This window comes from Mesorhizobium liriopis (genome assembly GCF_024053505.1).
GTDB classification, from domain to species: Bacteria; Pseudomonadota; Alphaproteobacteria; order Rhizobiales; family Rhizobiaceae; genus Mesorhizobium_B; species Mesorhizobium_B liriopis.
Map to the genome: position 1 here is coordinate 68968 of NZ_JAMXQS010000008.1, position 25819 is coordinate 94786.

Below are 25819 nucleotides of genomic sequence, written 5' to 3' on the forward strand. Positions count from 1 at the left end.
GGCATGTTCTCACACCACAAAGTGGAAATCGAATGGGCTGGGCGCCCGCTCACCCTCGAAACCGGCAAGATCGCGCGTCAGGCTGACGGCGCGGTTCTCGCCACTTATGGCGAAACCGTTGTTCTCGCCACGGTCGTTTCCGCCAAGGCCCCCAAGGTCGGCATCGACTTCTTCCCGCTCACCGTGAACTATCAGGAAAAGACCTTCGCGGCCGGCAAGATCCCCGGCGGCTACTTCAAGCGCGAAGGCCGTCCGTCGGAAAAGGAAACGCTGGTTTCCCGCCTGATCGACCGCCCGATCCGCCCGCTCTTCGCGGAAGGCTATCGCAACGACACGCAGGTCGTCGTCACCGTCGTCCAGCACGACCTCGAAAACGATCCGGACATTCTGGCGATCGTCGCGACCTCGGCCGCGCTCACGCTTTCGGGCGTGCCTTTCATGGGCCCGATCGGCGGCGCGCGCGTCGGCTACATCAACGGCCAGTATGTTCTGAACCCGCATATCGACGAATATCCTGAGTCCAAGCTCGACCTCGTCGTGGCCGGCACCGGCGACGCCGTTCTGATGGTCGAGTCCGAGGCGCAGGAACTCGGCGAAGACGTGATGCTGGGTGCGGTCATGTTCGGCCACAAGGGCTTCCAGCCGGTGATCGACGCGATCATCAAGCTGGCCGAAGTCGCCGCCAAGGAACCGCGCGAGCACCAGCCCGCCAGCCTGGGCGAGCTCGAGACCGAAATCCTCGGCATCGCCGAAAGCGAGCTGCGCGAAGCCTACAAGAACACCGACAAGCAGACCCGCTACAACGCGGTCGACGCGGTGAAGGCCAGGGTCAAGGCGCATTTCACGCCGGCCGAAGGCGAGGCGCCGAAGTGGACCGCCGAGCAGGTCGCCGGCACGTTCAAGGACCTTCAGGCCAAGATCGTGCGCTGGAACATCCTCGACACGGGCTCGCGCATCGACGGCCGCGATCTCAAGACCGTTCGTCCGATCGTGTCGGAAGTGGGCGTTCTGCCCCGCACGCACGGCTCGGCGCTGTTCACGCGCGGCGAGACGCAGGCCCTCGTCGTGGCGACGCTCGGCACCGGCGAGGACGAGCAGTTCATCGACGCGTTGACCGGCACCTACAAGGAGACCTTCCTCCTTCACTACAATTTCCCGCCTTACTCGGTGGGCGAGACCGGCCGCATGGGTTCGCCCGGCCGCCGCGAGATCGGCCACGGCAAGCTCGCCTGGCGCGCCGTGCACCCGGTTCTGCCCGCACCCGAGCAGTTCCCCTACACGCTGCGCGTGGTGTCGGAGATCACCGAGTCGAACGGTTCGTCGTCGATGGCGACCGTTTGCGGCACCTCGCTGGCGCTGATGGATGCGGGCGTTCCGCTGACGAAGCCCGTCGCGGGCATCGCCATGGGCCTCATCAAGGAAGACGAGCGCTACGCGGTGCTGTCGGACATCCTGGGTGACGAGGACCATCTCGGCGACATGGACTTCAAGGTCGCGGGTTCCGAGAATGGCATCACCTCGCTGCAGATGGACATCAAGATCGATGGCATCACCGAGGAGATCATGAAGGTCGCGCTGGACCAGGCCAAGGACGGCCGCCTGCACATCCTGAACGAGATGGCCAAGGCGCTGACCTCGGCACGTTCGGAGCTCGGCGAGTTCGCGCCCCGCATCGAGGTCATGAACATCCCGACCGACAAGATCCGCGACGTGATCGGTTCCGGCGGCAAGGTGATCCGCGAGATCGTCGAGAAGACCGGCGCCAAGATCAACATCGAGGACGACGGCACGGTGAAGATCGCCTCTTCCAACGCCAAGGAGATCGAGGCGGCGAAGAAGTGGATCCACACCATCGTGGCCGAGCCGGAAGTGGGCGAGATCTACGAAGGCACGGTCGTCAAGACCGCCGACTTCGGCGCTTTCGTCAACTTCTTCGGCCCGCGCGACGGTCTCGTCCACATCTCCCAGCTCGCCAGCGAGCGCGTGGCCAAGACCACCGACGTCGTGAAGGAAGGCCAGAAGGTCTATGTGAAGCTCATGGGCTTCGACGAGCGCGGCAAGGTTCGCCTTTCCATGAAGGTCGTCGATCAGGAGACCGGCAAGGAAATCGCTCGCGACAAGAAGGAAGAGGGCGAAGACGCCGCCTGATCGGTGGATCGCTGAAGATAAGAGGCGCGGCCGGCAACGGCCGCGCCTTTTTTGTTTTGGAGGATGACTGCGGGGAGGGTGGTGCTCGTCATTCAGGTCACCCCCACCCTGTATCCCTCCCCACAAGGGGGAGGGAGGACATGCGCGTTGTGTCTGATCCTTCAAGCCAGGCGCCAAGCATCGAGGTCGAACGCTACGATGACGCCCTCTCTCCCCCTTGTGGGGAGGGATAAGGGGTGGGGGTAACGTCTCCGCCAGACGCAATCCCTCCGCGAGCATCCGCCGCCGACGCCCCTCCCCACCACCATCCCCTTGCCCCAGACTCACATCCCCTGCAGAAGCACCGCATGACTGCCGCGACGCTTCTCCACCCCTTCACCGCCGATCTGCTCCCGCCCCCCGCGCCGGATGCCCGCGTTTTCTGGCTCGGTGCCGATCCCGATTTAACGCTTCCCGAAGCATTCCCCTCCGACATCACCTTCGTCCAAGGCTTTCGCCCGACATTCCTGCGCCTTGCCAAGCCCGGCTTGAACGTCATCTCGAGCCCCGAAGGCGAGGTTTACGATCTCGCACTCGTCCAGTGCACGCGCCACCGCGGCGAGAACGAGGCGCGGATCGGGGAGGCTCTGCGCCGTTTGAAGCCCGGTGGGCTGCTGGTGGTGGCTGGCGGCAAGATGGAAGGCGCAGATAGCCTGCGCAAGCGCGTCGGTTCGTGGCTTGCGCTCGAAGGGCATGCCTCGAAGCATCACGGCATCGTCTTCTGGGCGTATCGTCCGGACGTGCTCCCGCTCGAAGCCGCAGTGCCGGCGGAACCGGTGGAGTTCGAAAGCGATGGCGCGCGCTTCCGGACGCTGCCCGGCATGTTCTCGCATGGCGAGGTGGATGCGGCTTCGAAACTTCTCGCCGATCATCTCCCGACCGGCCTCAAAGGCGCTGCCGCCGACTTCTGCGCGGGGTGGGGCTATCTCTCTCGCCGTTTGCTCGACGCGCAGCCGGGTCTCAGCGCACTCGATCTCTATGAGGCCGACTGGGCTTCGCTCCAAGCCGCCAAGAGCAATCTGGGTGGCGATGAGGGCAGGGCGCTCGGGTTCTTCTGGCAGGACCTGCTCGGCGAGCCCGTCGAGCGCCGCTATGATTTGATCGTCATGAACCCGCCCTTTCACCAGGGCCGGGCGGCGGAGCCGGGGATCGGGCAGGGGATGATCGAAAAAGCGGTGAAGGCGCTGAAGGGCGGCGGGCGGCTCTTCATGGTCGCCAATCGCGGCCTGCCTTACGAGACGGTGCTGGCGGCGCGGTTCAAGACAGTGAAGCCGCTTGGGGCGGACAAGCGTTTCAACCTGTTCGAGGCGGTGCGCTAAAGTATTGTCTCGCCGCAATTGCGGACGCAAAACTGCTACGCAGTTTTGCTGGAATCGCTCTCGAAGCGCCCCCTAACGGTCGCTTTCGCCGCTTACTCTTTCGCGAAGTTCTTCAGCTCGTCGAGCGTGGGCATCGAGGTGATGTGATAGCCGGAATCCACATAGTGGATTTCGCCCGTCACGCCGGAGGCCATCTCCGAGAGAAGGTAGAGCGCGGAATTGCCGACCTCTTCGATGCCGATATTGCGGCGAAGCGGCGAGTTGCGCTGCTGATAGGTGTACATGTGCCGCGCATCCGCGATGCCGGCGCCGGCCAGCGTCCGCACGGGACCGGCGGAGATGGCGTTCACACGGATGTCGCGCGGGCCGTAATCATTGGCGAGATAGCGCACGCTGGCTTCGAGTCCGGCCTTGGCCACACCCATCACATTGTAGTTCGGCATCACGCGCACGGAGCCGGCATAAGTGAGGGTCAGAAGCGAGCCGCCATTGGGCATGATCTTTGCGGCTTCGCGCGCCACTTCCGTGAACGAGTAGCAGGAGATCACCATGGTGCGCACGAAATTGTCGCGCGTGGTGTCCGCATAGAGGCCCTTCAGCTCGTTCTTGTCGGAGAAGCCGATGGCGTGCACGAGGAAGTCGATCGAGCCCCACTCGCTCTGGAGCGTCTCGAAGACGGAAGCGACGGAGGCGCTGTCCTCGACATCGCAGGGGACGATGAGCCTGGCATCGACCTTGTCAGCCAGGGGCTTCACGCGGCGGCCAAAGGCTTCGCCCTGATAGGTGAAGGCCAGTTCCGCGCCTTGCGCGTGCAGCTTCTGGGCAATGCCCCAGGCGATGGAGTGGTCGTTGGCCACACCCATCACGAGGCCGCGCTTGCCCTTCATCAATTCGTTCATGATCAGGCCTCGTAGCGGCGGAAGACGAGCGTGGCGTTGGTGCCGCCAAAGCCGAAGGAGTTGGACAGCACGGTGTCGATCTTGGCACCGTCAATGCGCTCGCGCACGACCGGCACGCCCTCGAATTCCGGATCGAGGTTTTCGATATGCGCGCTTTCGCCGATGAAGCCCGCCTGCATCATCAGGATCGAATAGATCGATTCCTGCACGCCGGCTGCACCCAGGCTGTGGCCGGTCAAGGACTTGGTGGAGGCGACGTGCGGCATCTTTTCGCCGAACACCTCGCGGATGGCGCCGACTTCCTTGCTGTCGCCCACCGGCGTCGAGGTGCCGTGCGTGTTGATGTAATCGACCGGGCCTTCCACGCCCTGCAGCGCCTGGCGCATGCAGCGCGCCGCACCCTCGCCGGAAGGGGCCACCATGTCGTAGCCGTCCGAGGTCGCGCCATAGCCGACGATCTCGGCATAGATCTTGGCGCCGCGCGCCTTGGCGTGTTCGAGCTCTTCCACCACGAGCACGCCGGCACCACCGGCGATCACGAAGCCGTCGCGGTCGACGTCATAGGCGCGGCTCGCGACATCCGGGCGGTCGTTGTACTTGGACGACATCGCACCCATCGCGTCGAACAGGTTCGACATGGTCCAGTCGAGGTCCTCGTGGCCGCCCGCGAAGACCATGTCCTGCTTGCCCCATTGGATCAGCTCATAGGCATTGCCGATGCAGTGCGCCGAGGTGGAGCAGGCGGACGAGATCGAATAGTTCACGCCATGGATCTTGAACCAGGTCGCGAGCGTGGCGGAGGCCGTGGACGACATGGCTTTGGGCACCGCGAAGGGGCCGACGCGCTTGGGGCTTTCGTTCTTGCGGGTGGTGTCGGCTGCTTCCACGATTGTACGCGTGGAAGGCCCGCCCGAGCCCATGATGATGCCGGTGCGCTCGTTCGTGATATCGGACGCTTCGAGGCCACCATCGGCGATGGCTTGCTCCATCGCGACATGGTTCCATGCACCGCCCTGACCGAGGAAGCGCATCGCGCGGCGATCCACCAGTTCCGCGGGGTCAAGCGAAGGCTTGCCCCAGACGCGGCAGCGGAAGCCGTGCTCGGCGAATGAATCGGAGAATGAAATGCCGGATTTGGCGTCGCGCAGCGATGCGGTGACTTCCTCGGCATTGTTGCCGATCGAGGACACGATGCCGAGGCCCGAAACGACCACACGTCTCATTGTAAACTCCCGAGGCTCAGGGGCAGCGAGCGGATGCGCCCGCCACCCGCGTGGCTCAAGCCGAAGCGGCTTCCTTGAACAGGCCGACGCGCAGGTCGGTGGCCGTGTAGATGGTTTCGCCGTCGGCCTTGAGCCAGCCGTCGCCGATGCAAAGTATGAGGCGGCCGCGCATCACGCGCTTGAAATCGACGCCGTACTCGACGCGTTTCGTCTTGGGCGTCACCATGCCGGTGAACTTGACCTCGCCGGTGGACAGCGCGCGGCCCTTGCCGGGCTCGCCCAGCCAGCCGAGGAAGAAGCCCGACAGCTGCCAGAGCGCGTCGAGGCCGAGGCAGCCCGGCATCACCGGATCGCCGATGAAGTGGCAGGGGAAGAACCAAAGGTCGCGGTGAATGTCGAGTTCGGCGCGCACATGGCCCTTGCCATGCTCGCCGCCGTCCGAAGTGATCTCGGTGATGCGATTGAACATCAGCATCGGCGGATAAGGCAGCTGTGCGTTGCCTACCCCGAACAGTTCGCCGCGCGCGCAGGCGAGAAGTTCTTCGTAGTCGAAGGAATGACGCTCGGAAAAGCTCACGGACGGCAAACCCCATTGCGGGTCCCGTTGAGGGAGAATGCCGCTGATCGAACCGTTCTGCCTGTCACCCTGACGCTCGCCTTTCGCTTTCATCGCCCGTTCCGGCGCAAGGTCATGCGCTTAAACTGCGGCGGTTCGGGGGTCAACCGAAACCCATAAGGCTTTGCCTGCTCCGAAACGCCGCAAACCTGTGCTATTGATCCATTTTCGCCGACCGAATATATGCTTGCCATCCTTCTGTCATGGAAGGATCAAACGGGAAGCCGGGCCAATCGAGGCTCGGGAGTGTTTTATTCAGGCGGTCGATGGATATTTCGATCAGTAACCCAATGGGCTTCGAGCCCGCGAGCGAGCGCGTCCGTGCGGCGGGGCTGAGGCCCACGCGGCAGCGTGTGGCGCTGGCCGAGCTCCTGTTCGCCAAGGGCGACCGCCATCTCTCCGCGGAAGAGCTGCACGAGGAAGCGCTGGGCGCCGGCGTGCCGGTTTCGCTCGCCACCGTCTACAATTGCCTGCACCAGTTCACCGAGGCAGGGCTCCTGCGCATTTTGTCGGTGGAAGGCTCGCGGACCTATTTCGACACCAACATCTCCGACCACCACCACTTCTTCGTGGAAGGCGAGAACCGCGTCTATGACATCGACCAGGGCCCGGTTCAGATCCTGAACCTGCCCGAGCCCCCCGAAGGCATGGAAATCGCCAATGTCGACGTGGTGGTGCGCCTGCGGCCCATGAAGGACCGCTAGGAAGCGTCTTCGCGTCCGTTTTCAGATCGGGACGACCTCAGTCGTCCACCGACTCGCCCGGGTAGGCGCCCCAGATCTGGGACTGCACGACATAGCCCTCATGGCCGGCGAAAACCATTTCGCACCATGTGCCGTCGCATTTCTTGATCGACCCGACCACGCCGGGATCGACCAGCGCTACCTTGCCCGCATCCTTGGACGCCGAGGCATAGACCGGGATCTGCACATCCTTGCCGCGCTGCCAGGGTGCGGTGATGCCGGTGCGGCGGCCCGAAAGCAGGCCTTGATTGACCCAGCCTTCCGCGCCATCCGCATCGCGGATACGGCGCCAGTTGTCGTATTCCTGGATGATCTCCATCGGCATGCCGGCCTTGAGATACATCCAGTCCACCGGATAGTTCACGCCGGGTCCGATGCGTGAGTTGACCTTGCCCGAGCGCAGCGAGACGAAGCGAGGGAGCGGCAGGCCGCTCGGGCCCGTGGTGGTCGCGGCGAACACGCTGTCGCCCGCTTCCTGAGCGTGACCCTGAGCCATCGGCAGCGCCGCCAGCATCACCGCGAAAAGGCTTGCCGCGATGGCACGGGAGGCTGTGTGGCGCATGATCGGTCTGTTCCCTTCTCTCGGGGCTTGCTTCGGCGGCGGAACACCGGCAGACACGACGCAAGCGTTCCGAACGCTCCCGTTTCGGCTTTTTTGCCGGCCCGACGCATGAGAGAAATCATCGCGCGTCTTGGTTAAGGAGTGTTCAACGCCGGCCACGGAGAGGCATTGTTGAGCACGCGAAAGAGACCCCTCGTCGTTCTGACCCGCAAGCTGCCCGACCCGGTCGAAACGCGCATGCGCGAGCTGTTCGACGCGCGCCTCAACATCGACGATCACCCGATGACAGAAGGCGATCTGGCGGCAGCACTCCGCGAGGCGGATGTCCTGGTGCCGACCATCACCGACAAGATCGACGCGGCGCTTCTCCAGCAGGCCGGACCCCAGCTCAAGCTGATCGCGAATTTCGGAAACGGCGTGGACAGGATCGATGTGGCGGCGGCCGCCGCCCGCGGCATCACGGTGACCAACACGCCCAATGTTCTGACCGAAGACACCGCCGACATGACCATGGCGCTGATCTTGGCCGTGCCGCGCCGGCTCGCGGAAGGTGCCAATGTGCTGCCCGATGGGCCGAAATGGAGCGGCTGGTCGCCGACATGGATGCTGGGGCGCCGCATCGGGGGCAAGCGGCTGGGCATTGTCGGCATGGGCCGCATCGGGGCGGCCGTCGCACGGCGCGCCAAGGCGTTCGGGCTGTCCATCCATTATCACAACCGCCATCGGGCAGCGGCGCAGCTCGAGGACGAGCTGGAGGCGACCTATTGGGAAAGCCTCGACCAGATGCTCGCGCGCATGGACATCATCTCGGTGAACTGCCCCTCGACGCCGGCGACTTTCCATCTCTTGTCCGCACGTCGCCTGGCACTCATGCAGCCCTCAGCCACCATCGTGAACACTGCGCGCGGCGACATCATCGACGAGGATGCGCTGATCAAGCTCCTCGCGGACAACAAGCTCGCGGGTGCAGGGCTCGACGTCTTCACCAACGAGCCGGCGGTGAACCCCAAGCTCGTGAAGCTCGCCGCCAAGGGCAAGGTCGTGCTTCTGCCGCATATGAGTTCGGCCACGATCGAAGGCCGCATCGACATGGGCGAGAAGGTGATCGTGAACATTCGCGCCTTCATCGACGGCCACCGGCCGCCTGACCGGGTGCTGCCGAACAAGGTGTAGGAGCCCATTTGAACCTTCTTCGGGTCGGTCCAGCGGTTCTTTTCGACGCCCGCTTCGTTGCCGAGCCTCGTCGATGCCTCCAGCATCGCCTGCGTTCGGCGCCTCTCAGGCGACGAAAATCCCTCGCCGGACCTCAGCCGATGAAGGTCCAAACAGCCTCCGAGCTCAGCGTCCGTATTCGATCGCATCGAACCGCGCGCCGAGGCCGTCGTAAAGCAGCAGGCGGCCGACCAGCGGTTCGCCGATGCCGAGCAGAAGCTTGAGCACCTCGGTCGCCTGAAGCGTGCCGATGACGCCGGGCAAGACGCCGAGCACGCCGGCTTCCGCGCAGGACGGCACGGTGCCGGGCGGGGGAGGGGCGGGGAAGAGGTCGCGATAGGCGGGATAGGGGCGGCCCTCGCTATCCTGCGCATACGGCATGAACACCGTCACCGAGCCATCGAAGCGCGAGAGCGAGCCATGCACTAGGGGCTTTCGGGCTTTCTCGCAGGCATCGGCGAGCAGGTAGCGGGTGGCGAAATTGTCGGAGCCGTCGGCGATTACATCGAACCCGCGCACCATTTCATCGGCATTCGCGGCATCGAGACGGACGAGGTGGGTTTCGACCGCGACATGCGGGTTGATGGCTTTCAGCGCTTCTGCGGCGCTCGCCACCTTGGCGATGCCGACCTGCGTGCTGCCGTGGATCACCTGCCGCTGGAGGTTCGACAGCGACACGCGGTCGTCGTCCACGATGCCGAGCGTGCCGACGCCTGCGGCAGCCAAATATTGCAGGATCGGGCTGCCCAGGCCGCCTGCGCCGACCACCAGCACTCTCGCTGCCTTGAGCGCCTGCTGGCCCGCACCGCCCACTTCGGGCAGCACGATATGGCGGGCGTAGCGTTCGAGTTCTTCCGGTGAAAGCGTCATGGGAGGGAAGATAGGGTGCGCGAGCTCAAACATCCTCACGCACTTCGCCGTCCGAAACGCGCAGGAACTGAGCGCGGCCTTCGAGGCTGCCGAATAATTCGCGCTCGGTGCCCGTCATGAAGCTCTGGCAGCCGAGTTCGTCGAGGATGTCGAAAAGGGCCGCGCGCCGGCCGGCATCGAGATGGGCCGCGACTTCATCGAGCAGGAGCACGGGCACGGTGCCGGCGATCTCGCCCGTCAGCCGCGCATGGCTCAGGACCAAGCCGATCAGCAAGGCCTTCTGCTCGCCGGTGGAGCAGAGGGCGGCCGGCATCCTCTTGGGCGCATGGGACACGAGAAGGTCTGACCGATGCGGGCCGTCGAGCGTACGCCCGGCCGCGCGGTCGCGCTCCCGGCCATCGCGCAAGGACGCGCGGTAAGTCTCTTCGAGATCAACTGCCGCCTGACCCTCCACCTGTTCTTCGAGCGGGCCGGAAAGCGCGATGGTGGATTGCGGAAACGGGTTGTCGGCCGGCAGGCGGTCGATCATGGCCTGAAGCAGGCGAACCAGCTCGACACGGGCGGCGGCAATCGCCACGCCGGTTTCTGCCATCTGCGTCTCGATGGCCTCGAAAAAGGCGCGGTCGCGCACATCGTCGGCAAGCAGCCTGTTACGCGAGCGCATGGCCTTCTCGAAGGCAATCGCACGCTGGCCGTGGCTCGGATCGACGGCGAGAACCAAGCGGTCGAGGAAGCGCCGCCGGTCGCCGGCCGGACCAGTGAAAAGCGTGTCCATGGAAGGGGTGAGCCAGACCACGCGCAGGATATCGAGAAGCTCGTCGGCGTTGCGGGCATTGGCGCCATTGATACGCACGCGGCGCAACAGGCCCTCGTCGGCGTTGGGAGACGCACCGGCCGTGCCCGTGCCCACCTCGCTTTCGCCTTCCGGCCCGTCGATTGCAGCATGGATCGCAAAGCCGTCGGTGCCCGCGCGCGCCACATCGGCGTAAGACGCGCGGCGCAGGCCGCGGCCGGGCGAGAGAAAGGAGATGGCTTCCAGAAGATTGGTCTTTCCCGCCCCGTTCTCGCCCGTGAATACGACCGCACCCGGCGCGAGGCCGAGCGCGAGCTGGCTGTAATTACGGAAATCGGAAAGCGTCAGCCGCGTCAGGTGGACGGCGGCTGGAGCAAGGGACTGTGAAGCCACAGGATGGGATGCGCGCTAAACGCGCATCGGCATCAGCACGTAAAGCGCCTGGTCGTCGCTCTGGTCGTGGATCAGCGTGGGCGAGCCCGCATCGGCCAGCATGAAGCGCGCCTCCGAGCCCGAAAGCTGGCCGGCGACGTCGAGCAGATAGCGGGCATTGAAGCCGATCTCGATGGGCTCCGCCGAGTAGTCGGCCGCGAGCTCTTCGGTCGCCGAGCCGGAGTCGGGATTGTTCACCGCGAGCACCAGCTGGCCGTCATTGATGGAAAGCTTCACCGCACGACCGCGCTCCGACGAGATCGTGGACACGCGGTCCACGGCCTGCGCGAAGGACTGGCGGTCGATCACGAGTTGCTTGTCGTTCTGGGTCGGGATCACGCGCTGGTAGTCGGGGAAGGTGCCATCGATCAGCTTCGAGGTCAGCACGATGCCGCCGATGGTGAAGCGGATCTTGGTTTCGGAAAGCTCGACACCTACCGTCTGCTCGGCGTCGCCATCGAGCAGCTTCTGCAACTCGCCGACCGTCTTGCGCGGAATGATGATGCCCGGCATGCCTTCAGCACCCGAAGGGGCTTCCACTTCGGCGCGCGCCAGACGGTGACCGTCGGTCGCGACTGCGCGCAGCTTCAGCTTGCCGTCCGATTCGATGGCGTGAAAGAAGATGCCGTTGAGGTAGTAGCGCGTTTCTTCCGTCGAGATCGCGAACTGCGTCTTGTCGATCAGGCCCTTTAGCGAGGGACCGTCGATGGAGAAGGAATGCGAGAAGGAGCCGGCGGAGAGTTCGGGGAAATCTGACTGCGGCAGGCACTGGAGGCGGAAGGACGAGCGGCCGGCGACGACCGTCATCGCATTGCCGTCCTCGTCGAGCTTCAGCATGACTTCCGCGCCATCGGGCAGCTTGCGCACGATGTCGTAGAGGAGATGCGCCGGCACGGTGGTCGCGCCCGGCTGATCGACGCGGGCAAGCGTCGCCTCGGTGATTTCAAGGTCGAGATCGGTCGCCTTCATGTCCACGCCGCCGCCCTTGGCTTCGAGCAGCACGTTGGACAGGATCGGGATCGTGTTGCGGCGTTCGACCACGCGATGCACGTGGTTCAGGGCCTTGAGAAGGTTGGAGCGTTCAAGCACGACGCGCATGACGGAACTCGCTGGTGGGAGCGGGGCCTTGCGCGCTGCAACGGGGTTTGCGCGCGTCTCGGCTCATCCGCTCTTGGGAACTGAGGGACCGGCAAAATGCCAGTAGTTGCTACCCGATTGCAAGGGCGACGAAAGGCGCGCGTCATGAAACGCGCGCCTTTTGAGCGTGATGCCCGGTTTTCAGTCGCTGATCAGGCGGCGGAGCAGCTCGATCTCCTGCGCCAGCGTGCCGTCGGTGCCGGCGAGGCCCTCGATCTTGCGCACCGCATGGAGCACCGTGGTGTGGTCGCGGCCACCGAAGCGACGGCCGATCTCGGGCAGCGAGCGCGGCGTCATGATCTTGGCGAGATACATCGCCACCTGGCGCGGCTTGACGACCGTGCGGGTGCGGCGGTTCGAGAGCAGTTCGGTCTTCGACACGTTGTAGTGGCGGGCGACCACGCGCTGGATATCCTCAATGCGCACGCGCTTGGGCTCGCCCGAGCGGTAGATGTGGCCAAGGATCTCGTCGATGCGATCGACCGTGATCTGCGGCTCGAAGGTGCGGCGGAACAGGATCTGGTTGAAGGCCCCCTCGAGTTCGCGTCCGCTTCCCGTGACGGTGCGGGCGACATGGGCGAGCACATCTTCCGAGACATCGACGGTGGCGTCGGTCGCCTGGGCCTGTTGGAGGCGCGTCTTGAGCATGGACAGGCGCATCGCGTAGTCGGGCACCGACATTTCGAGTGCGACACCGCCATTGAGGCGCGAGCGGACGCGAGGCTCGAGCGATTCCAGCTCTGAGGGCGGACGGTCGGCGGCGACGACAACCTGCTTGGCGCTGTCGAGCAGCATGTTGAGAAGGTGGCAGAACTCGTTCTGGATCGACTTGCCCTGCAGGAACTGCATGTCGTCGATGATCAAAAGATCGATGTCGCGCAGCTGCTCCTTGAGGCTGAGCGCATTGTTGTCGCGGATCGCGGTGGCGAAGCGCCACATGAAATATTCGGCAGTGAGATAAACGACGCGGGCACGCGGGTTTTCAGTGAGCGCATGGGCGGCGATGGCCTGAAGCAGGTGCGTCTTGCCCAGACCCACGCTGGCGTGAAGGAAGAGCGGGTTGAAGCGCACGGCGTTCGGGGCCTGCTCGGCCACGGCACGGGCCGCGGCAAAGGCCACGCGGTTGGACGGACCTTCCACGAAGGTGTCGAAGGTGTAGCGGCTGTCGAGCGGCGAGCCGAGCACGCCGCTCTGGCGCAGGTCGTTCTCATTGGCAGGCTGGGCGGTGGCGCGAGACTGTGCCGCTGCGCGTTCGACCACGGGGGCGGCAGCGGAAGCGATGCGGGCGGCGGGACGGCGGGTGTCGATCGAGACGGGGTTATCCGTGACCGGCGTCTGGGGCAGGCGGGTGGCGGAGCGCACGGCGATCTCGACGCGGAGCAGGCTCGGCTCTTCTTTCTTCCAGAGCTCGGTGATCATGTCGAGATAGTGGCTGTTGATCCACGAGCGCAGGAAGGCAGTCGGCACCGAGATGCGGACGACCGAACGGGTCGCCTCATCGAGCTTCATGCGGCCGAACCAGCTTGAATAGACTTCCTGGCCCAGGCGCGCCTTGAGCTGCGCCTTCACCTTTTCGAAAACCGGTTCCGCACCATTCATCTCGATCGCGTTCGCAGTCATTTTCGTCCCCGTACTCTACTCACTCGCGGCTTTCTTCGGGCCACCCCGCCCGGAAGATCGCCGCCTCGATTTTCGGCAAGCCGAAGGCGTTCGGTGGCAAACACCACCGTCGCGCCCTCCGGGCTTTCCAGTTACACTCGAGAGCAAACCAAGCCCGTTCGCGGAAAACTCGACCCGCGCCGTGCAGTGTTGCCGATGTCCTGGTTCGGAAGGCCCTCCGCCTTCCCTCTCGATGGAGTGAACCTACGAAAATGCCTGTGGACAGATCAAGACCAGCATTAAGACAATTTTAGACAATTGCGTCCAAACACTAATCTCGCGCCAAGAGTCTTGATGAGCCGGCAACGCAAAATCGTTGTGAATCAAGACTCTTTCGGCGAGTCCAGGCGAGTTGTTAACCATTGATCGCCGCCGAAGATTCTTTCGCTTGACTCAATGCCCTGCGACCAAGACTCGCCCCGATTCCAACAAGACTCTGCCGCACCCCGACTAACCTGTTGATTCAGAGCGATATTTTCTGACTCTGGGGAAGGGGTTGGCGGATAAGACTCACGTGGCGAAAGGCAAGTAGGCTAACGAAGATTCTTTGGGCGAAATCGAGCAGCGTTAACGAAAAAGCCCGGCACGATGGCCGGGCTTTTTCGATTTAAAAATGTTAATCGCAGATCAGGCGAGGGTCTTCACCCGGTGCGCCAGACGCGAAATCTTGCGCGAAGCGGTGTTGCGGTGAAGCACGCCCTTGGAAGCAGCGCGCATCAGCTCGGGCTGTGCAGCGGTCAGGGCTGCTGCTGCTGCCGACTTGTCGCCGGTGAGCAGCGCTTCCTCGACCTTGCGGATGAAAGTGCGGATGCGCGAGCGGCGGTTCTTGTTGACTGCCGTGCGGCGGGCGATCTTGCGCGTGGCCTTTTGGGCCGACGTCGTATTGGCCATCTTGGTTTCCCGTGTCTCTCTGAACAAGCCGGGAAAGCCCAGCCGATAAAAACAAGCGCGGCGGCACCAAGGCCGCCTCGAACTTGGGCCTGCCTATAAGCTAGCGATGTGATTTCGTCAACGCCGTTGCGATTATCGCTACACCGGTCAGCGTTGGCAAACCGGGCAATAGAAGGTCGAGCGCCCGCTTTGCACGATGCGGGTGATCACACCCCGGCATGTGGGCTTGGGGCAGGGCTCGCCCTCACGGTCGTAAACGCTGAAGCGGTGCTGGAAATTGCCCTCGCTGCCATCGGCTTGCCGGTAATCGCGCAGGGAGGAACCGCCCGCCTCGATGGCGTCCGCAATCACCGAGCGCACGGCGGTGGCCAGCCGGTCGGCACGCAGCGATGACTGTCCCTTGGCAGGCGCGATGGTACCAGCTGCGCGCCTCGGCGAGAGGCCCGCGCGCCAGAGCGCTTCGGAGACGTAGATATTGCCGAGGCCCGCGATCAGCGTCTGGTCGAGAAGGGCGGCCTTCAATGGGGTCTGCTTGCCCTTGAAAAGGGTGGCCAGCATCGCGCCATCGAGCGCGTTGCCGGTCGGCTCGACGCCCAAGCCATCCAGCATCGGATGGATGGCGGGCACTTCGGTCGCGAACAGCATGAAGCCGAAGCGGCGCGGGTCGTTGAAGATCACGCGGCGGGTAACGTCATCGCGGCAGAGCAGGTGGAAGACGACGTGGTCATGCGCCTCGAGCTTGGAGCGCGGATGGTGGAAGAGCCCCGGCGTCAGGCTTTCGTCTTCCGTCTGCACGCGAAACGCGCCCGACATGCCGAGATGGCAGATCAGCGGCGGACCTTGGTCGAGATAAAGAAGCAGATATTTCGCGCGCCGGCCGAGGCTGACGATGGTTCTGCCTTCAAGCGTCTCGGCGAAGCGCTCGGGAAAGGGAAAGCGCAGATTCGCGCGTCGCGTCTCGACCTTGAGGACCTTCGCGCCTTCCATGGTCGGCTCGAGACCACGCCGGACGGTTTCGACTTCCGGCAATTCAGGCACGGATTTCTCCAAGGAACGAACGCCCGTATGGGCCGGGAGCGATTCCCAGATGCTCGGCCACCGTCTCGCCGATATCGCTGAAACAAGAACGCAAACCCACCGAGCCTCCCCTCAGGCCGGGCGCAAGGCCCAGGATCGGCACGCGTTCGCGCGTGTGATCCGTGCCTTTCCAGGTCGGGTCGCAGCCATGGTCGGCGGTCAGGATCAGCATGTCGCCGGGTTTCAGCACGGCAAAGGCTTCCGGCAGCCGCCTGTCGAACGCTTCGAGCGCCGCCGCATAGCCGCCTGCGTCACGGCGGTGGCCGAAGATCATGTCGAAATCGACGAAGTTCGCGAAAACCAGATCGCCATCTTCCGCCTCATTCATCGCGCGCAACGCTTCGTCCCAGACGGCATCGTTGCCCGACGCCTTGCGCGAGACCGTGATACCCTTTTGTGCGAAGATGTCGCCGATCTTGCCGATGGCGAAGACTCTACCGCCTGCCGCCTCGATGCGGTCGAGGAGTGTCGGTTCGGGTGGCGGCACGGCCAGATCGCGCCGGTTGCCGGTGCGCACGAAACCGCTTGCCGCGTCACCCACGAAGGGCCGCGCGATCACGCGGCCGATATTGAGCGGGTCGACCAAGTGCCGTGCGATGCCGCAGAGATCGTAAAGCCGTTGGAGGCCGAAGCTCTCCTCATGGGCCGCGATCTGGAGAACGGAGTCGGCCGAAGTATAAAGAATGGGCTTGCCCGTCTCCATATGCTCGGCGCCGAGGCGGGCGATGATTTCGGTGCCCGAAGCGTGGCAATCACCGAGAATGCCGGGAAGAGCGGCCTCGTCGATGAGCGCCTCGATCAGCGAGGCAGGAAAGGCCGGAACCGTTTGCGGGAAGTAGCCCCAGTCGAACGGAACGGGGAGGCCGGCAATCTCCCAATGTCCGGAAGGCGTGTCCTTGCCTTTGGAGATTTCGGTGGCCGCGCCATGAAAGCTATGGGGCAAAAGTGCCGAGGCCGGGAACAGTCGATGTGCCGATGCGAGCGCCGCCGAAACGCCAAGGCCGAGTGCCGCCATATGGGGCAGGCTCAGCGCTTGCTCCCGCGCCTCTTCGCAGAAGCGCGCGATGTGCCCCAGCGTATCGGCACCGGAATCGCCGAAATCCGCGGCATCGGGCGCGCCGCCGATCCCAAAGGAATCGAGAACAAACAAAAAGGCACGCGCCATGAGGGAGAAGGGTGAACCTCTGCGGAGAACTGCCCTCAGATAAGTTCGGGCGCGCCGTTTGACAACGCAGGTGTTTCAGCAGTTCGAGCAGGCGATCACGTTCGTCTGGCGCGGGCGGAGGAAGTAGGTTTCGCTCATGTTCAGTTCGTTGAAGGCCGACAAAAAGCCCAGTGTCTTCTGTTCGCTGGCCGACCACGCGATCACCGGCTTATAGCCGAGCTTGGCCTCGACCTTGATGAGAAAGCCGTTTCGCGTCAGCAGTTTTTCCGGAACGGTCACCTTTGTCTCAGCCGCGTAGGGCCGGGAATACTGGTCTTTCACCAATTGGCCGGACCAAGCGATCTTTGCCTCGGGTGTGTCGGAGTCGCTCATTTGGATGGCCGTCACGATGACCTCGGGGTTTGAGCGGTTATAGGGCTGCACGATGGCCGTGCCGATCCGCATGATCGCCGTCAGGTCCTCTTTGGTCATCGGCTTGCCGGACTGCTGCTGCGTGATGAGATCCGCCACCATCGAGCCGACACGGCCGATCTTCTTGTCCGTCTCGATTGCCTGTCCCGCTTCCATGGTGAGAAAGTACATGCAGAAGAGCACGGGCACCAAAATGGCGAACTCGACGGCCGCGACGCCGCGCCGGTCATGAAAGAAGCGTTGCCATGCCGATTTTCCGCCTTGGGCGATCGTCCCGCGCTTATTCATCGAAGGGCTCGTTCTGCCATGTGACGCTGGCGAATTGCAGGATGGTGTTGTCGTCGAAGTTGGACATCGACTTGCGCAGGAAGTCCGTGATGATGGGCCACTTGTAGAAAACCCGCAGCATGTTGATGGTGGACGGGCCCGCCGCAGTTACCCCCTTGGTCTTTACATTCGTCCGCCCTTCGAACTCGATCCGCACATCAGACGCATCTTTGAAGGTTGCATATTGCTGAAGGTCGAACGTCAGGCCAGGGCATCCGGATGCCACCATGATGCTGATCTTGGCGCAGAGCCGTCTCTGAATTTCTGCGGGTGTGATCTCGACCTTCCTGAACTGACCGGTGCGGATGTCTCGGGCGATGTCGTCCGTCGCATTGGCCAGCACCTGTTGGCCTGCAAAGGAGATGCAGCTCTCCAGCACGGCGAAGGTGAGCAGCGAGAAGGGGATGACAAGCAACGCGAATTCGAGCGCGGTGGCGCCATCGCGGCTTTTGAGGAAGCGCGACAGCGGCCATCGGCCGCCGCGGCTTCCTCGCTCAACTTGGTGTGCCCCCGTCATGTGTTCGCCAACCCTCAAGCGAAACTCGAACTCTCCCACCCTTTGTTGCATGGGAGGAGTTTAGAACTGGTTCGCGCCTTTTGAGGATTTGGTGGTCTGACGGTAGGTCCGCGTTCACCAATGCCGAACCTATTGGCTGGCGCTCATCTCGCTCTCGGAAGCGCGTTCGGCTTCGCCCTTGTAGGAGCTTTCGCAATAGGGCGTGCAGGACAGCGTCTGGACGCTGGCACGGCGATAAACGCGCACGGAGCGCTGGTCGTCACGCGAGACCACCACTTCCTGCTCCATGATCGTGCCGCCATCCGCATCGAGCACCACGACATTGGTGATGCCGAAGCCCTTGCCCGTGAGAACCAGAGTCTTCGCATCCTGCACGGAGGCGTCCGCAATGGCCGGATTGCCGATCACGATCGTATCGGCCGCGCGCGAAAGCTTGAGAAGCTTGGCCTGGTTCAAAGAAACGGGGATCGTGCCCTCGGCACGCGCGACCGTCGAGACGGCAGCCAGGCAGAGCGCGACCTTGATCGCCAGATGACTGAAGGAAACGAGGCGCGCCATGACGGTCCTGGAACAGAGGCGAGAAGCGTGATGAATGCACTGTGACCGAGAATGGTGAATTCGCGGTTAAACGCTTCCCGCGCATAGTTCGTACCGAAGGATTGACCGCTCTTGGCCGGGTACCAGGAATTAACCCTGCAAAACGCCGGAACTATTCAATGAATCGGTAAGGGTCTTTTTTAAGCCGATCGCAACAGCTCTTTTCTAGTGTGTGCTCATCCGATCGAAACAAAAGAAACTTCGACGGAAACTGCTGCAACAACTGGAGACAGGAGCTCTCGCATGGTTAAGCTTTTCGCACGTTTCAAGAAAGACGAGTCCGGCGCAACCGCCATCGAATACGGCCTGATCGCCGCCCTGATCGGCGTTGCCATCATCGTCGGCGCCGGTTCGCTGGGTAATACGCTCAACAAGAAGTTCGACTCGATCGCCACGACCGTTGGCGGTGCAAGCGCTACGACTGGCGGCGGCGCGGCGAAGTAATCGCCCTGCAATGACTGGACGGAAATTGTCCGTCCAAATCTCGGGCCGCTCCGAAAAGGGGCGGCCTTTTGCTTGAAGAGGGCCGAAGCGCCTCAAGCGAATGGGAAACCCAATGGTACTGCCGGTTCTGACAATCCTCGTATTTGCTGTGTGCATGGTATCAGCTGCCGTGACAGACCTGCTATCCATGACAATCCGCAACCGCGTCTCGATGGTCCTGATCGTTTCATTCGCGGTGATCGCACCGCTGGCAGGCATGGAATGGCAGAGCTATGCCCTGCACTGTGCAGCCGGTCTCTTGGTTCTGCTGATAACTTTCGGGCTTTTTGCACTCGGTGCCATGGGCGGCGGCGACGCCAAATTGATGTCGGCGACAGCTTTGTGGATGGGGCTCGGCCCCGCACTCATGGAATATGTTCTGGTGGCCTCCGTGCTCGGCGGCCTGCTGACCCTGTCGATCCTGCTGCTGCGCGTGTCGCCGAAATTCATTTTGAACGGCGCCGGACGTTTCCTTCCGCATCTCGTGGACAAGAAGATCGGCATCCCCTACGGCATCGCGCTGGGCGCGGCGGGCCTGCTTACCTGTACTGAAAGCGATCTCGTGCGATGGGCACTGGGCTCGGTCAATGGCTGAATACTCGCCATAAAGGTTAAATTAACCGCGCCCGGTAGCGTTGCGTTAACCATGTCTTGACGTTTCCCTCGCATCTTTGTCCATGACCGCGAGGGGGAGTGGGGAATTTCACCTGTTGCGGATCGCTCGAATTCGCAAGGTGATATTCCGATGCCCGCTTCGCGCATCATCATTCTCGGCGTGGCTGCTGCCGCAGCCGGCGGCGCTGGTTATGTGGCCAAGAATATGTCGGCCGCTGAGCCGGCGGTCATGGCCGAGCAGGCGCCACAGCAGCCGCAAATCCAGCTTTCCGAAGTTCTGGTGCTTTCGGCCGACGTGCCGATGGGCGCACCGCTCGGTGGGCAGATTGCCTGGAAAAGCTGGCCGACCGAGGGCATAGCCACCGGCTTCATCACCAAATCCGACGATCCAGAAGCCGAAGAGACGTTGAAGAACGCGGTCGCCCGCGTTCCGCTCTACCAGGGTGAGCCACTGCGCAAGGCCAAGCTGATCGGGGAGGGCCAGAGCTTTCTGTCAGCCCTTCTGCCGGCCGGCAAGCGTGCGGTCGCGACGCAGATCGCCGCGGACACATCCGCCGGCGGCTTTATCCTCCCCAATGACTACGTGGACGTCATCATGACGCGTAGAGCCCCGGCAGGCGCGGGCGGCACGACCGGCGACGGTTTCATCACGGAAACAGTGCTCAAGAACGTCAAGGTTCTCGCGATCGACCAGGCCATTCAGGAGGATGAGGAAGGTAAGCGAACGCGCGTCGGACAGACGGCAACGCTCGAACTGACCCCGCAGCAGGCGGAAATCATTACGGTCGCCCACCAGATGGCGGAACGGCTGACGCTGGCGCTCCGCTCGGTCAGCGACAGCCAGGAAAAGATCACCGAAGAAGCCGACTACCTCGTCACGGGTGCCGGCCGACGTGGCACCGTGCGGCTGGTGAAGGCCGGCGTGATGACCGAAGAAGGAGCACGCAAGTGAGCCCTGCTTCTCCCGCCCGCAGCCATTCCCACACCTCGCCGGTTACTCTCATGCTACGCCGTTCGCTCCAGGTCACCCTTGCAGCGACGATGCTTCTTTCGCCGGCCACGGCTTTCGCTGGCGGCGAACTCGGTCTTCGCTCCGATTATGCACCGGCCTATGCGGGTCTCGAGAAGCGCACCAAGATCGGCCTCAACAAGTCGCTGGTGCTCGACCTGCCAGCCGACGCCTATGATGTGCTGGTCGCAAACCCCTCCGTTGCCGATGCCGTCACGCGTACCGCACGGCGCATCTACCTTTTCGGCAAACAGGTCGGCCAGACCAATGTGATCGTGTTCGGCCCGAACGGGGAACAGATCGCCTATTACGATATCGAGGTGGAGCGCGACGTCGCCGGCCTCGAAACCTATATCGCGCGCTTCCTGCCCGGTTCGAACATCAAGGTCGAGCTGATCAACGACAACGTGGTGCTGACGGGCACCGTCGAGACGCCACTTGATTCCAAGCGCGCGATGCAGCTGGCCCAGGCTTTCGTGAAGGGTGGTGAAGCGACCACGGGCCAATATTCGCAGACCGCATCCGGCGGTTCGGGCGACAATGGCGTTGCCATCAACAATCCGGACGAAGAGCGCCAGTCGAGCTCGATCATCAACCTGATCCAGATCGTGGGCGAGGATCAGGTGACGCTCAAGGTCACGGTGGCCGAGGTTTCGCGGTCGGTGATGAAGCAGCTGGGTGTGAACCTGATCGCACAAGGCTCCATCGATGGCATCAGCGCGACGGCACTGACGGGCATCCCCGGTGGTTTCACGGCGCCGCTGGCTTCAGCCACGGGAGCCAACCTGATTGGGGACCGTGTTCAAGCTTCGCTCCGCGCCATGGAGCAGTCTGGCGTCATGAAAACACTTGCTGAGCCCACATTGACGGCGGTCTCTGGGGAGAAGGCCACGTTCAAGGTGGGCGGCGAGTACAATATCCTTCGAGAGGTTCAGCCGCCGACACGCGATGAAAATGGTGTGGTCGATCCGGGTGGCCTTCAATATCAGCAGATCGAATACGGCATCGGTCTGGAATTCATGCCGGTCGTTCTATCTCCCGGCCGCATCAGCCTCAAGGTGAGAACTTCGGTGTCAGAGCCAACGACCGAAGCTCCTTCTGCCGCCGGCAGCGGTCCGATCGGGCCATCATTGCGAAAGCGCCTTGCTGACACCACGGTCGAACTGCCTTCAGGTGGTTCGATGATGATCGCAGGCCTTGTGCGTGACGAGGTCAAGCAGACGATAGGCGGGCTACCTGGACTGTCGAAAATCCCGGTTCTCGGCACGCTCTTCCGTTCACGCGATTTCGTCCGCAACGAGACCGAACTGGTCGTGATCGTCACACCATACCTCGTCAAGCCCGTTGCGCGTGCCGAGCTCAACCGCCCGGACGACAATTTCACACCGCCCAGCGACGGCGCCGGAAACTTCCTCGGTCGCGTCAATCGCGTCTACGGAACCATGAAAACCGACAAGCCCAACGGCCGCTATCACGGCGTCGTCGGCTTCATCTACAAGTGAGAAGGGCAGGGCTTCCGATGACTTCCCGTGCAATCCTTGCCCGCCTGATCCAGGGCGCGGCGCTTGTTTCGCTTGGGCTTCTCGCGGGTTGCGAAACCAATCGTGACAGCGTGGTGGTAGGCTCCATCCCCGACGACTACCGCACCAATCACCCGATCGTCATCAAGGAGCGCGATCAGGTCCTCGACCTGCCGGTCGGTGCCTCCGAGCACGGCATGACGGATGTCCAGCGCGTGCGCTTCGACGGGTTCATCGCGAATTACGACCGCAAGTCCGCGCCCGTGCTGACCGTCATGGCACCAGCCGGCGGCCTCAACCACGTGGCGGCAGCGCAAGCCGCACGTGAACTGGGCTATCGCGCGCAGAAGCGTGGCGTGCCGCCGGGCCGCATCGCGGTGACGTCCTACAGCGCGCCTTCAGCCGACTCCGCGCCGCCGATCCGCATCGTTTATGCCGCGATGCGCGCGGGCGTCGAAAAATGCGGGCGCTGGCCGGCCGATCTCAACAGCAATCTCGAAAACAAGCACTACGCGAATTTCGGCTGCGCCTCGCAGAACAACCTCGCCATGCAGGTCGCCAATCCCGCCGACCTGCTCGGACCGCGCCAGCCGAGCGAGATCGATGCGGAGAACCGTTCCGAGGTCATCGAAGCCTATCGCAAGCGCGAGATTTCGGGCGAACTGACCGGCAGTTCCGAAGTCGATATCAACTTCTAATCACCAGGGCACACTCTGATGAGCAATCTCGCCCTCGCTTCCCTCGACGACATCGATCCCGTCGTTGCCGATCTCTCCACGCTGCAAAGCCTGCGGCCCGTGCCACGCGTTTCGATTCAGGCCTTCTGCGAAACGGAAGCGGTCGCCAATCCGCTTCAGCGCGCGAGCGAAGACCGGCGCATGAACAAGACCCATGTGAAGATCCACATGGGCGGCATCCCGACGGCAATCGAGTTCTATTCATCGGCACCGACGCCGAACCTGATCGTCCTGGAATCGCGCGCGACGCCCGGCGAGCTCGTCTCGCAACTCGGGCAACTGGCCGAATTCTGTGACCCGACATCCAAGGTCGTGGTGATCGGCCACCACAACGATGTGGGGCTTTATCGCGAGCTGATCCGCTCGGGCGTATCCGAATATATGGTGGCGCCGATCTCGATGGCCGACATCGTCGGCGTCATCAGCGCGATCTTCGTCGATCCGGAAGCCGATCCGATCGGCCGCTCGGTGGCATTCATCGGCGCCAAGGGCGGCGTGGGGTCCTCCACGATCGCGCATAACATCGCCTGGTCGATGTCCACGCTGTTCACCTCCGAGGTGATGGTAGCCGACATGGATTTGGCCTTCGGCACCGCCAACATCAATTTCGACCAGGATCCGGCCCAAGGCATCGCCGAGGCGGTCTTTGCGCCCGAGCGCGTGGACGAGGTCTATCTCGACCGCCTGCTCGCTCAATGCGCCGAGCGGCTCTCGCTTCTGGCCGCGCCTTCGACGCTCGACCGCACCTATGATTTCGACGGCGACGCGTTCAAGGGGATCATCGAGACCGCGCAGCGCTCCGCACCGCTTCTCGTGCTCGACGTGCCGCATGCCTGGACGAGCTGGACGCGTGCGACGCTGTCGTCCGCCGATGAGGTGGTGATCACCGCGACGCCGGAACTCGCCAATCTGCGCAACACGAAGAACCTCGTGGACATGCTGCGCAAGCTGCGTCCCAACGACAAGCCGCCGCATCTCGTGCTCAATCAGGTCGGCATGCCGAAGCGGCCCGAAATCGCGACCGCGGATTTTGTGGAGCCGCTCGGCCTCGAAGTGCTCGCCGTCATTCCGTTCGAGCCACAGCTTTTCGGGAATGCTGCGAACAATGGGCGGATGCTGGGTGAGATGGATGCCAAGAGCCCCATTGTCGGGACGATGAGCCATATGGCCCATGTGCTCACCGGCCGCGCCGAGGTGAAGGCGCGCAAAGGTGCCGGCATCTCAAAGCTGATCAACCGGCTGAAGCTCGCCAAGAAATAGGGCGTAAAGCTTCCCTAACAGCCCTCGGCTAATTTGCGAGGCGGGGGGCGGGTGAAGCGTAGGGGTTAGACGAGAATGTTCGGAAGACGCGGAACCGAAGATACGAGACCGGCTGCGCCCGAGTTCAAACCGCCCGCGGCGGTGGCTGCCGTTGCGCCGCGCGTGGTTGAAACGCAAGCCGCGCCGCGTGCGGCGGAGGCCCCTCCGCGTCGTGTCGTAGCCGAGACGCCGCCGCTGGCCCCCCAGCGCAAAGCGCCCGCGCGCGAGCGCAACGACAGCTACTACGAGACCAAGGCACAGGTCTTTTCGGCGCTCATCGACACGATCGATCTTTCCCAGCTTTCCAAGCTCGACGCGGAAGCTGCGCGCGAGGAAATCCGCGACATCGTCAACGACATCATCGCGATCAAGAATTTCGCGATGTCGATCGCCGAGCAGGAAGAGCTGCTCGAGGATATCTGCAACGACGTGCTGGGCTACGGCCCGCTCGAGCCGCTTCTGGCGCGCGACGACATTGCCGACATCATGGTCAACGGCGCGAGAAGCGTCTTCATCGAAGTGGACGGCAAGGTCGAACTGACGCCGATCCGCTTCCGCGACAACCAGCAGCTCCTCAACATCTGCCAGCGCATCGTGTCCCAGGTCGGTCGCCGCGTCGATGAAGCCTCGCCGATCTGCGACGCGCGCCTGCCCGACGGCTCTCGCGTCAACGTCATCGCCCCGCCGCTCGCCATCGATGGCACCGCTCTCACCATCCGCAAGTTCAAGAAGGACAAGCTGACCCTCGACCAGCTGGTCAAGTTCGGCGCGATCTCGCCGGAAGGCGCGGAGGTGCTCAAGATCATTGGCCGCGTGCGCTGCAACACCATCATCTCGGGCGGCACGGGTTCGGGCAAGACGACGCTGCTCAATTGCTTGACCAATTATGTGGACCGCGACGAGCGTGTGATCACCTGCGAGGACTCGGCCGAACTTCAGCTCCAGCAGCCGCATGTGGTGCGCCTCGAAACGCGCCCGCCAAACCTCGAAGGCGAGGGGCAGGTGACCATGCGTGATCTGGTCAAGAACTGTCTGCGCATGCGCCCCGAGCGCATCATCGTCGGCGAGGTGCGTGGTTCGGAAGTGTTCGATCTTTTGCAGGCCATGAACACCGGCCATGACGGCTCGATGGGTACGATCCACTCCAATTCCCCACGCGAATGCCTCAACCGCATGGAATCGATGATCGCCATGGGCGGCTTCTCACTTCCGCAGAAGACCGTGCGCGAGATCATCGTCGGTTCGGTCGACGTCATCATCCAGGCCGCCCGCCTGCGCGACGGTTCGCGCCGCATCACCCACATCACCGAGGTGATCGGTATGGAGGGCGACGTGATCATCACGCAGGATCTGGTGCTCTACAACATCAAGGGCGAGGACGCGTCGGGCCGGCTGATCGGCGAACATGTCTCGACCGGCATCGGCCGCCCGCATTTCTGGGATCGTGCGCGCTACTATGGTGAGGAAGCGCGGCTCGCCGCAGCACTCGAAGCCATGGAAAAGCAGCGGAACTAGGGGC

At 63.3% G+C, this 25819-nt stretch carries 25 protein-coding genes; 11 read left to right on the plus strand and 14 right to left on the minus strand.

All coding sequences use genetic code 11. The features are described from left to right. Positions 1-3: 3 nt before the first annotated feature. Both pnp and NGM99_RS16680 read left to right on the plus strand, forming a co-directional pair. Positions 4-2148 carry a polyribonucleotide nucleotidyltransferase gene (gene pnp / locus NGM99_RS16675; protein WP_252820987.1) on the plus strand — a complete coding sequence of 715 codons (2145 nt, stop codon included), beginning with the start codon at positions 4-6 and terminating at the stop codon, positions 2146-2148. A 347-nt stretch (positions 2149-2495) separates the two neighbouring features. Then, complete coding sequence (locus tag NGM99_RS16680) at positions 2496-3506, plus strand: class I SAM-dependent methyltransferase (protein WP_252820989.1); 1011 nt, start codon at positions 2496-2498, stop codon at positions 3504-3506. 92 nt (positions 3507-3598) lie between these two features. On the opposite strand, the gene fabI is transcribed toward NGM99_RS16680, so the two are convergent. From fabI to fabA, 3 genes are read right to left on the minus strand one after another with little or no spacing between them, the layout of a single operon-like run. Next, positions 3599-4405 (minus strand): enoyl-ACP reductase FabI, encoded by an 807-nt coding sequence (gene fabI, locus NGM99_RS16685; protein ID WP_252820990.1) that lies wholly within the window; start codon positions 4403-4405, stop codon positions 3599-3601. A gap of 2 nt (positions 4406-4407) precedes the next feature. Further along, positions 4408-5628, minus strand: coding sequence for a beta-ketoacyl-ACP synthase I (fabB, locus tag NGM99_RS16690; RefSeq protein WP_252820992.1), 1221 nt, complete (start codon positions 5626-5628; stop codon positions 4408-4410). Between the two features lie 55 nt (positions 5629-5683). Further along, positions 5684-6298 carry a 3-hydroxyacyl-[acyl-carrier-protein] dehydratase FabA gene (gene fabA / locus NGM99_RS16695; protein WP_252820994.1) on the minus strand — a complete coding sequence of 205 codons (615 nt, stop codon included), beginning with the start codon at positions 6296-6298 and terminating at the stop codon, positions 5684-5686. Between the two features lie 212 nt (positions 6299-6510). Here fabA and irrA point away from each other — a divergent pair, with 212 nt between their 5' ends. Continuing rightward, positions 6511-6948 (plus strand): iron response transcriptional regulator IrrA, encoded by a 438-nt coding sequence (irrA, locus tag NGM99_RS16700; RefSeq protein ID WP_289852528.1) that lies wholly within the window; start codon positions 6511-6513, stop codon positions 6946-6948. A 37-nt stretch (positions 6949-6985) separates the two neighbouring features. Here irrA and NGM99_RS16705 read toward each other — a convergent pair whose 3' ends face one another. Then, on the minus strand, positions 6986-7549 hold the full coding sequence (locus tag NGM99_RS16705; RefSeq protein WP_435371446.1) for an SH3 domain-containing protein: 564 nt from the start codon (positions 7547-7549) through the stop codon (positions 6986-6988). Between the two features lie 171 nt (positions 7550-7720). On the opposite strand from NGM99_RS16705, the gene NGM99_RS16710 reads away from it, so the two are divergent. After that, on the plus strand, positions 7721-8722 hold the full coding sequence (locus tag NGM99_RS16710; RefSeq protein WP_252820996.1) for a 2-hydroxyacid dehydrogenase: 1002 nt from the start codon (positions 7721-7723) through the stop codon (positions 8720-8722). A gap of 165 nt (positions 8723-8887) precedes the next feature. On the opposite strand, the gene moeB is transcribed toward NGM99_RS16710, so the two are convergent. The 10 genes from moeB to NGM99_RS16760 all read right to left on the minus strand — a co-directional run bounded on the left by moeB (position 8888) and on the right by NGM99_RS16760 (position 18598). Further along, on the minus strand, positions 8888-9631 hold the full coding sequence (moeB, locus tag NGM99_RS16715; protein WP_252820997.1) for a molybdopterin-synthase adenylyltransferase MoeB: 744 nt from the start codon (positions 9629-9631) through the stop codon (positions 8888-8890). A 25-nt stretch (positions 9632-9656) separates the two neighbouring features. Further along, a complete protein-coding gene (recF, locus tag NGM99_RS16720) occupies positions 9657-10817 on the minus strand; it encodes a DNA replication/repair protein RecF (RefSeq protein WP_252820999.1) in 1161 nt (386 codons plus the stop codon). Between the two features lie 15 nt (positions 10818-10832). Then, entirely contained in the window at positions 10833-11954 is a 1122-nt protein-coding gene (gene dnaN / locus NGM99_RS16725; protein ID WP_252821001.1) for a DNA polymerase III subunit beta, read from the minus strand. A gap of 180 nt (positions 11955-12134) precedes the next feature. Next, entirely contained in the window at positions 12135-13613 is a 1479-nt protein-coding gene (dnaA, locus tag NGM99_RS16730) for a chromosomal replication initiator protein DnaA (protein WP_252821003.1), read from the minus strand. Between the two features lie 666 nt (positions 13614-14279). Then, positions 14280-14543, minus strand: coding sequence for a 30S ribosomal protein S20 (gene rpsT, locus NGM99_RS16735; RefSeq protein ID WP_252821005.1), 264 nt, complete (start codon positions 14541-14543; stop codon positions 14280-14282). A 147-nt stretch (positions 14544-14690) separates the two neighbouring features. Beyond that, the gene (gene mutM, locus NGM99_RS16740) at positions 14691-15581 is read right to left on the minus strand and encodes a bifunctional DNA-formamidopyrimidine glycosylase/DNA-(apurinic or apyrimidinic site) lyase (RefSeq protein WP_252821007.1); all 891 of its coding nucleotides are present in this window, start codon (positions 15579-15581) and stop codon (positions 14691-14693) included. Further along, the gene (locus tag NGM99_RS16745; protein ID WP_252821009.1) at positions 15574-16785 is read right to left on the minus strand and encodes a phosphopentomutase; all 1212 of its coding nucleotides are present in this window, start codon (positions 16783-16785) and stop codon (positions 15574-15576) included. Before NGM99_RS16745 ends, mutM begins: the two co-directional genes overlap by 8 nt. A 75-nt stretch (positions 16786-16860) precedes the next feature. Next, positions 16861-17484 (minus strand): TadE/TadG family type IV pilus assembly protein, encoded by a 624-nt coding sequence (locus tag NGM99_RS16750; RefSeq protein ID WP_252821012.1) that lies wholly within the window; start codon positions 17482-17484, stop codon positions 16861-16863. Then, positions 17477-18079 (minus strand): TadE/TadG family type IV pilus assembly protein, encoded by a 603-nt coding sequence (locus tag NGM99_RS16755; RefSeq protein WP_252821014.1) that lies wholly within the window; start codon positions 18077-18079, stop codon positions 17477-17479. The genes NGM99_RS16750 and NGM99_RS16755 overlap by 8 nt, the downstream gene beginning before the upstream one ends. Positions 18080-18169: 90 nt before the next feature. Next, positions 18170-18598, minus strand: coding sequence for a pilus assembly protein N-terminal domain-containing protein (locus tag NGM99_RS16760; RefSeq protein WP_252821016.1), 429 nt, complete (start codon positions 18596-18598; stop codon positions 18170-18172). Positions 18599-18880: 282 nt separating this feature from the next. On the opposite strand from NGM99_RS16760, the gene NGM99_RS16765 reads away from it, so the two are divergent. From NGM99_RS16765 to NGM99_RS16795, 7 genes are all read left to right on the plus strand, one after another. Further along, positions 18881-19081: a Flp family type IVb pilin gene (locus NGM99_RS16765; protein WP_252821018.1), complete on the plus strand. Its 201-nt coding sequence runs from the start codon at positions 18881-18883 to the stop codon at positions 19079-19081. A 112-nt stretch (positions 19082-19193) separates the two neighbouring features. After that, positions 19194-19715, plus strand: coding sequence for an A24 family peptidase (locus tag NGM99_RS16770; RefSeq protein ID WP_289852529.1), 522 nt, complete (start codon positions 19194-19196; stop codon positions 19713-19715). A 150-nt stretch (positions 19716-19865) separates the two neighbouring features. Further along, positions 19866-20687, plus strand: coding sequence for a Flp pilus assembly protein CpaB (gene cpaB, locus NGM99_RS16775; RefSeq protein ID WP_252821022.1), 822 nt, complete (start codon positions 19866-19868; stop codon positions 20685-20687). Between the two features lie 50 nt (positions 20688-20737). Next, complete coding sequence (locus NGM99_RS16780; RefSeq protein ID WP_252821538.1) at positions 20738-22246, plus strand: type II and III secretion system protein family protein; 1509 nt, start codon at positions 20738-20740, stop codon at positions 22244-22246. A 17-nt stretch (positions 22247-22263) separates the two neighbouring features. Further along, positions 22264-22962 carry a CpaD family pilus assembly protein gene (locus tag NGM99_RS16785; protein WP_252821024.1) on the plus strand — a complete coding sequence of 233 codons (699 nt, stop codon included), beginning with the start codon at positions 22264-22266 and terminating at the stop codon, positions 22960-22962. 18 nt (positions 22963-22980) lie between these two features. Then, entirely contained in the window at positions 22981-24261 is a 1281-nt protein-coding gene (locus NGM99_RS16790) for a CpaE/TadZ family protein (RefSeq protein ID WP_252821026.1), read from the plus strand. A 75-nt stretch (positions 24262-24336) separates the two neighbouring features. Continuing rightward, on the plus strand, positions 24337-25815 hold the full coding sequence (locus NGM99_RS16795; RefSeq protein WP_252821028.1) for a TadA family conjugal transfer-associated ATPase: 1479 nt from the start codon (positions 24337-24339) through the stop codon (positions 25813-25815). Positions 25816-25819 lie beyond the last annotated feature (4 nt).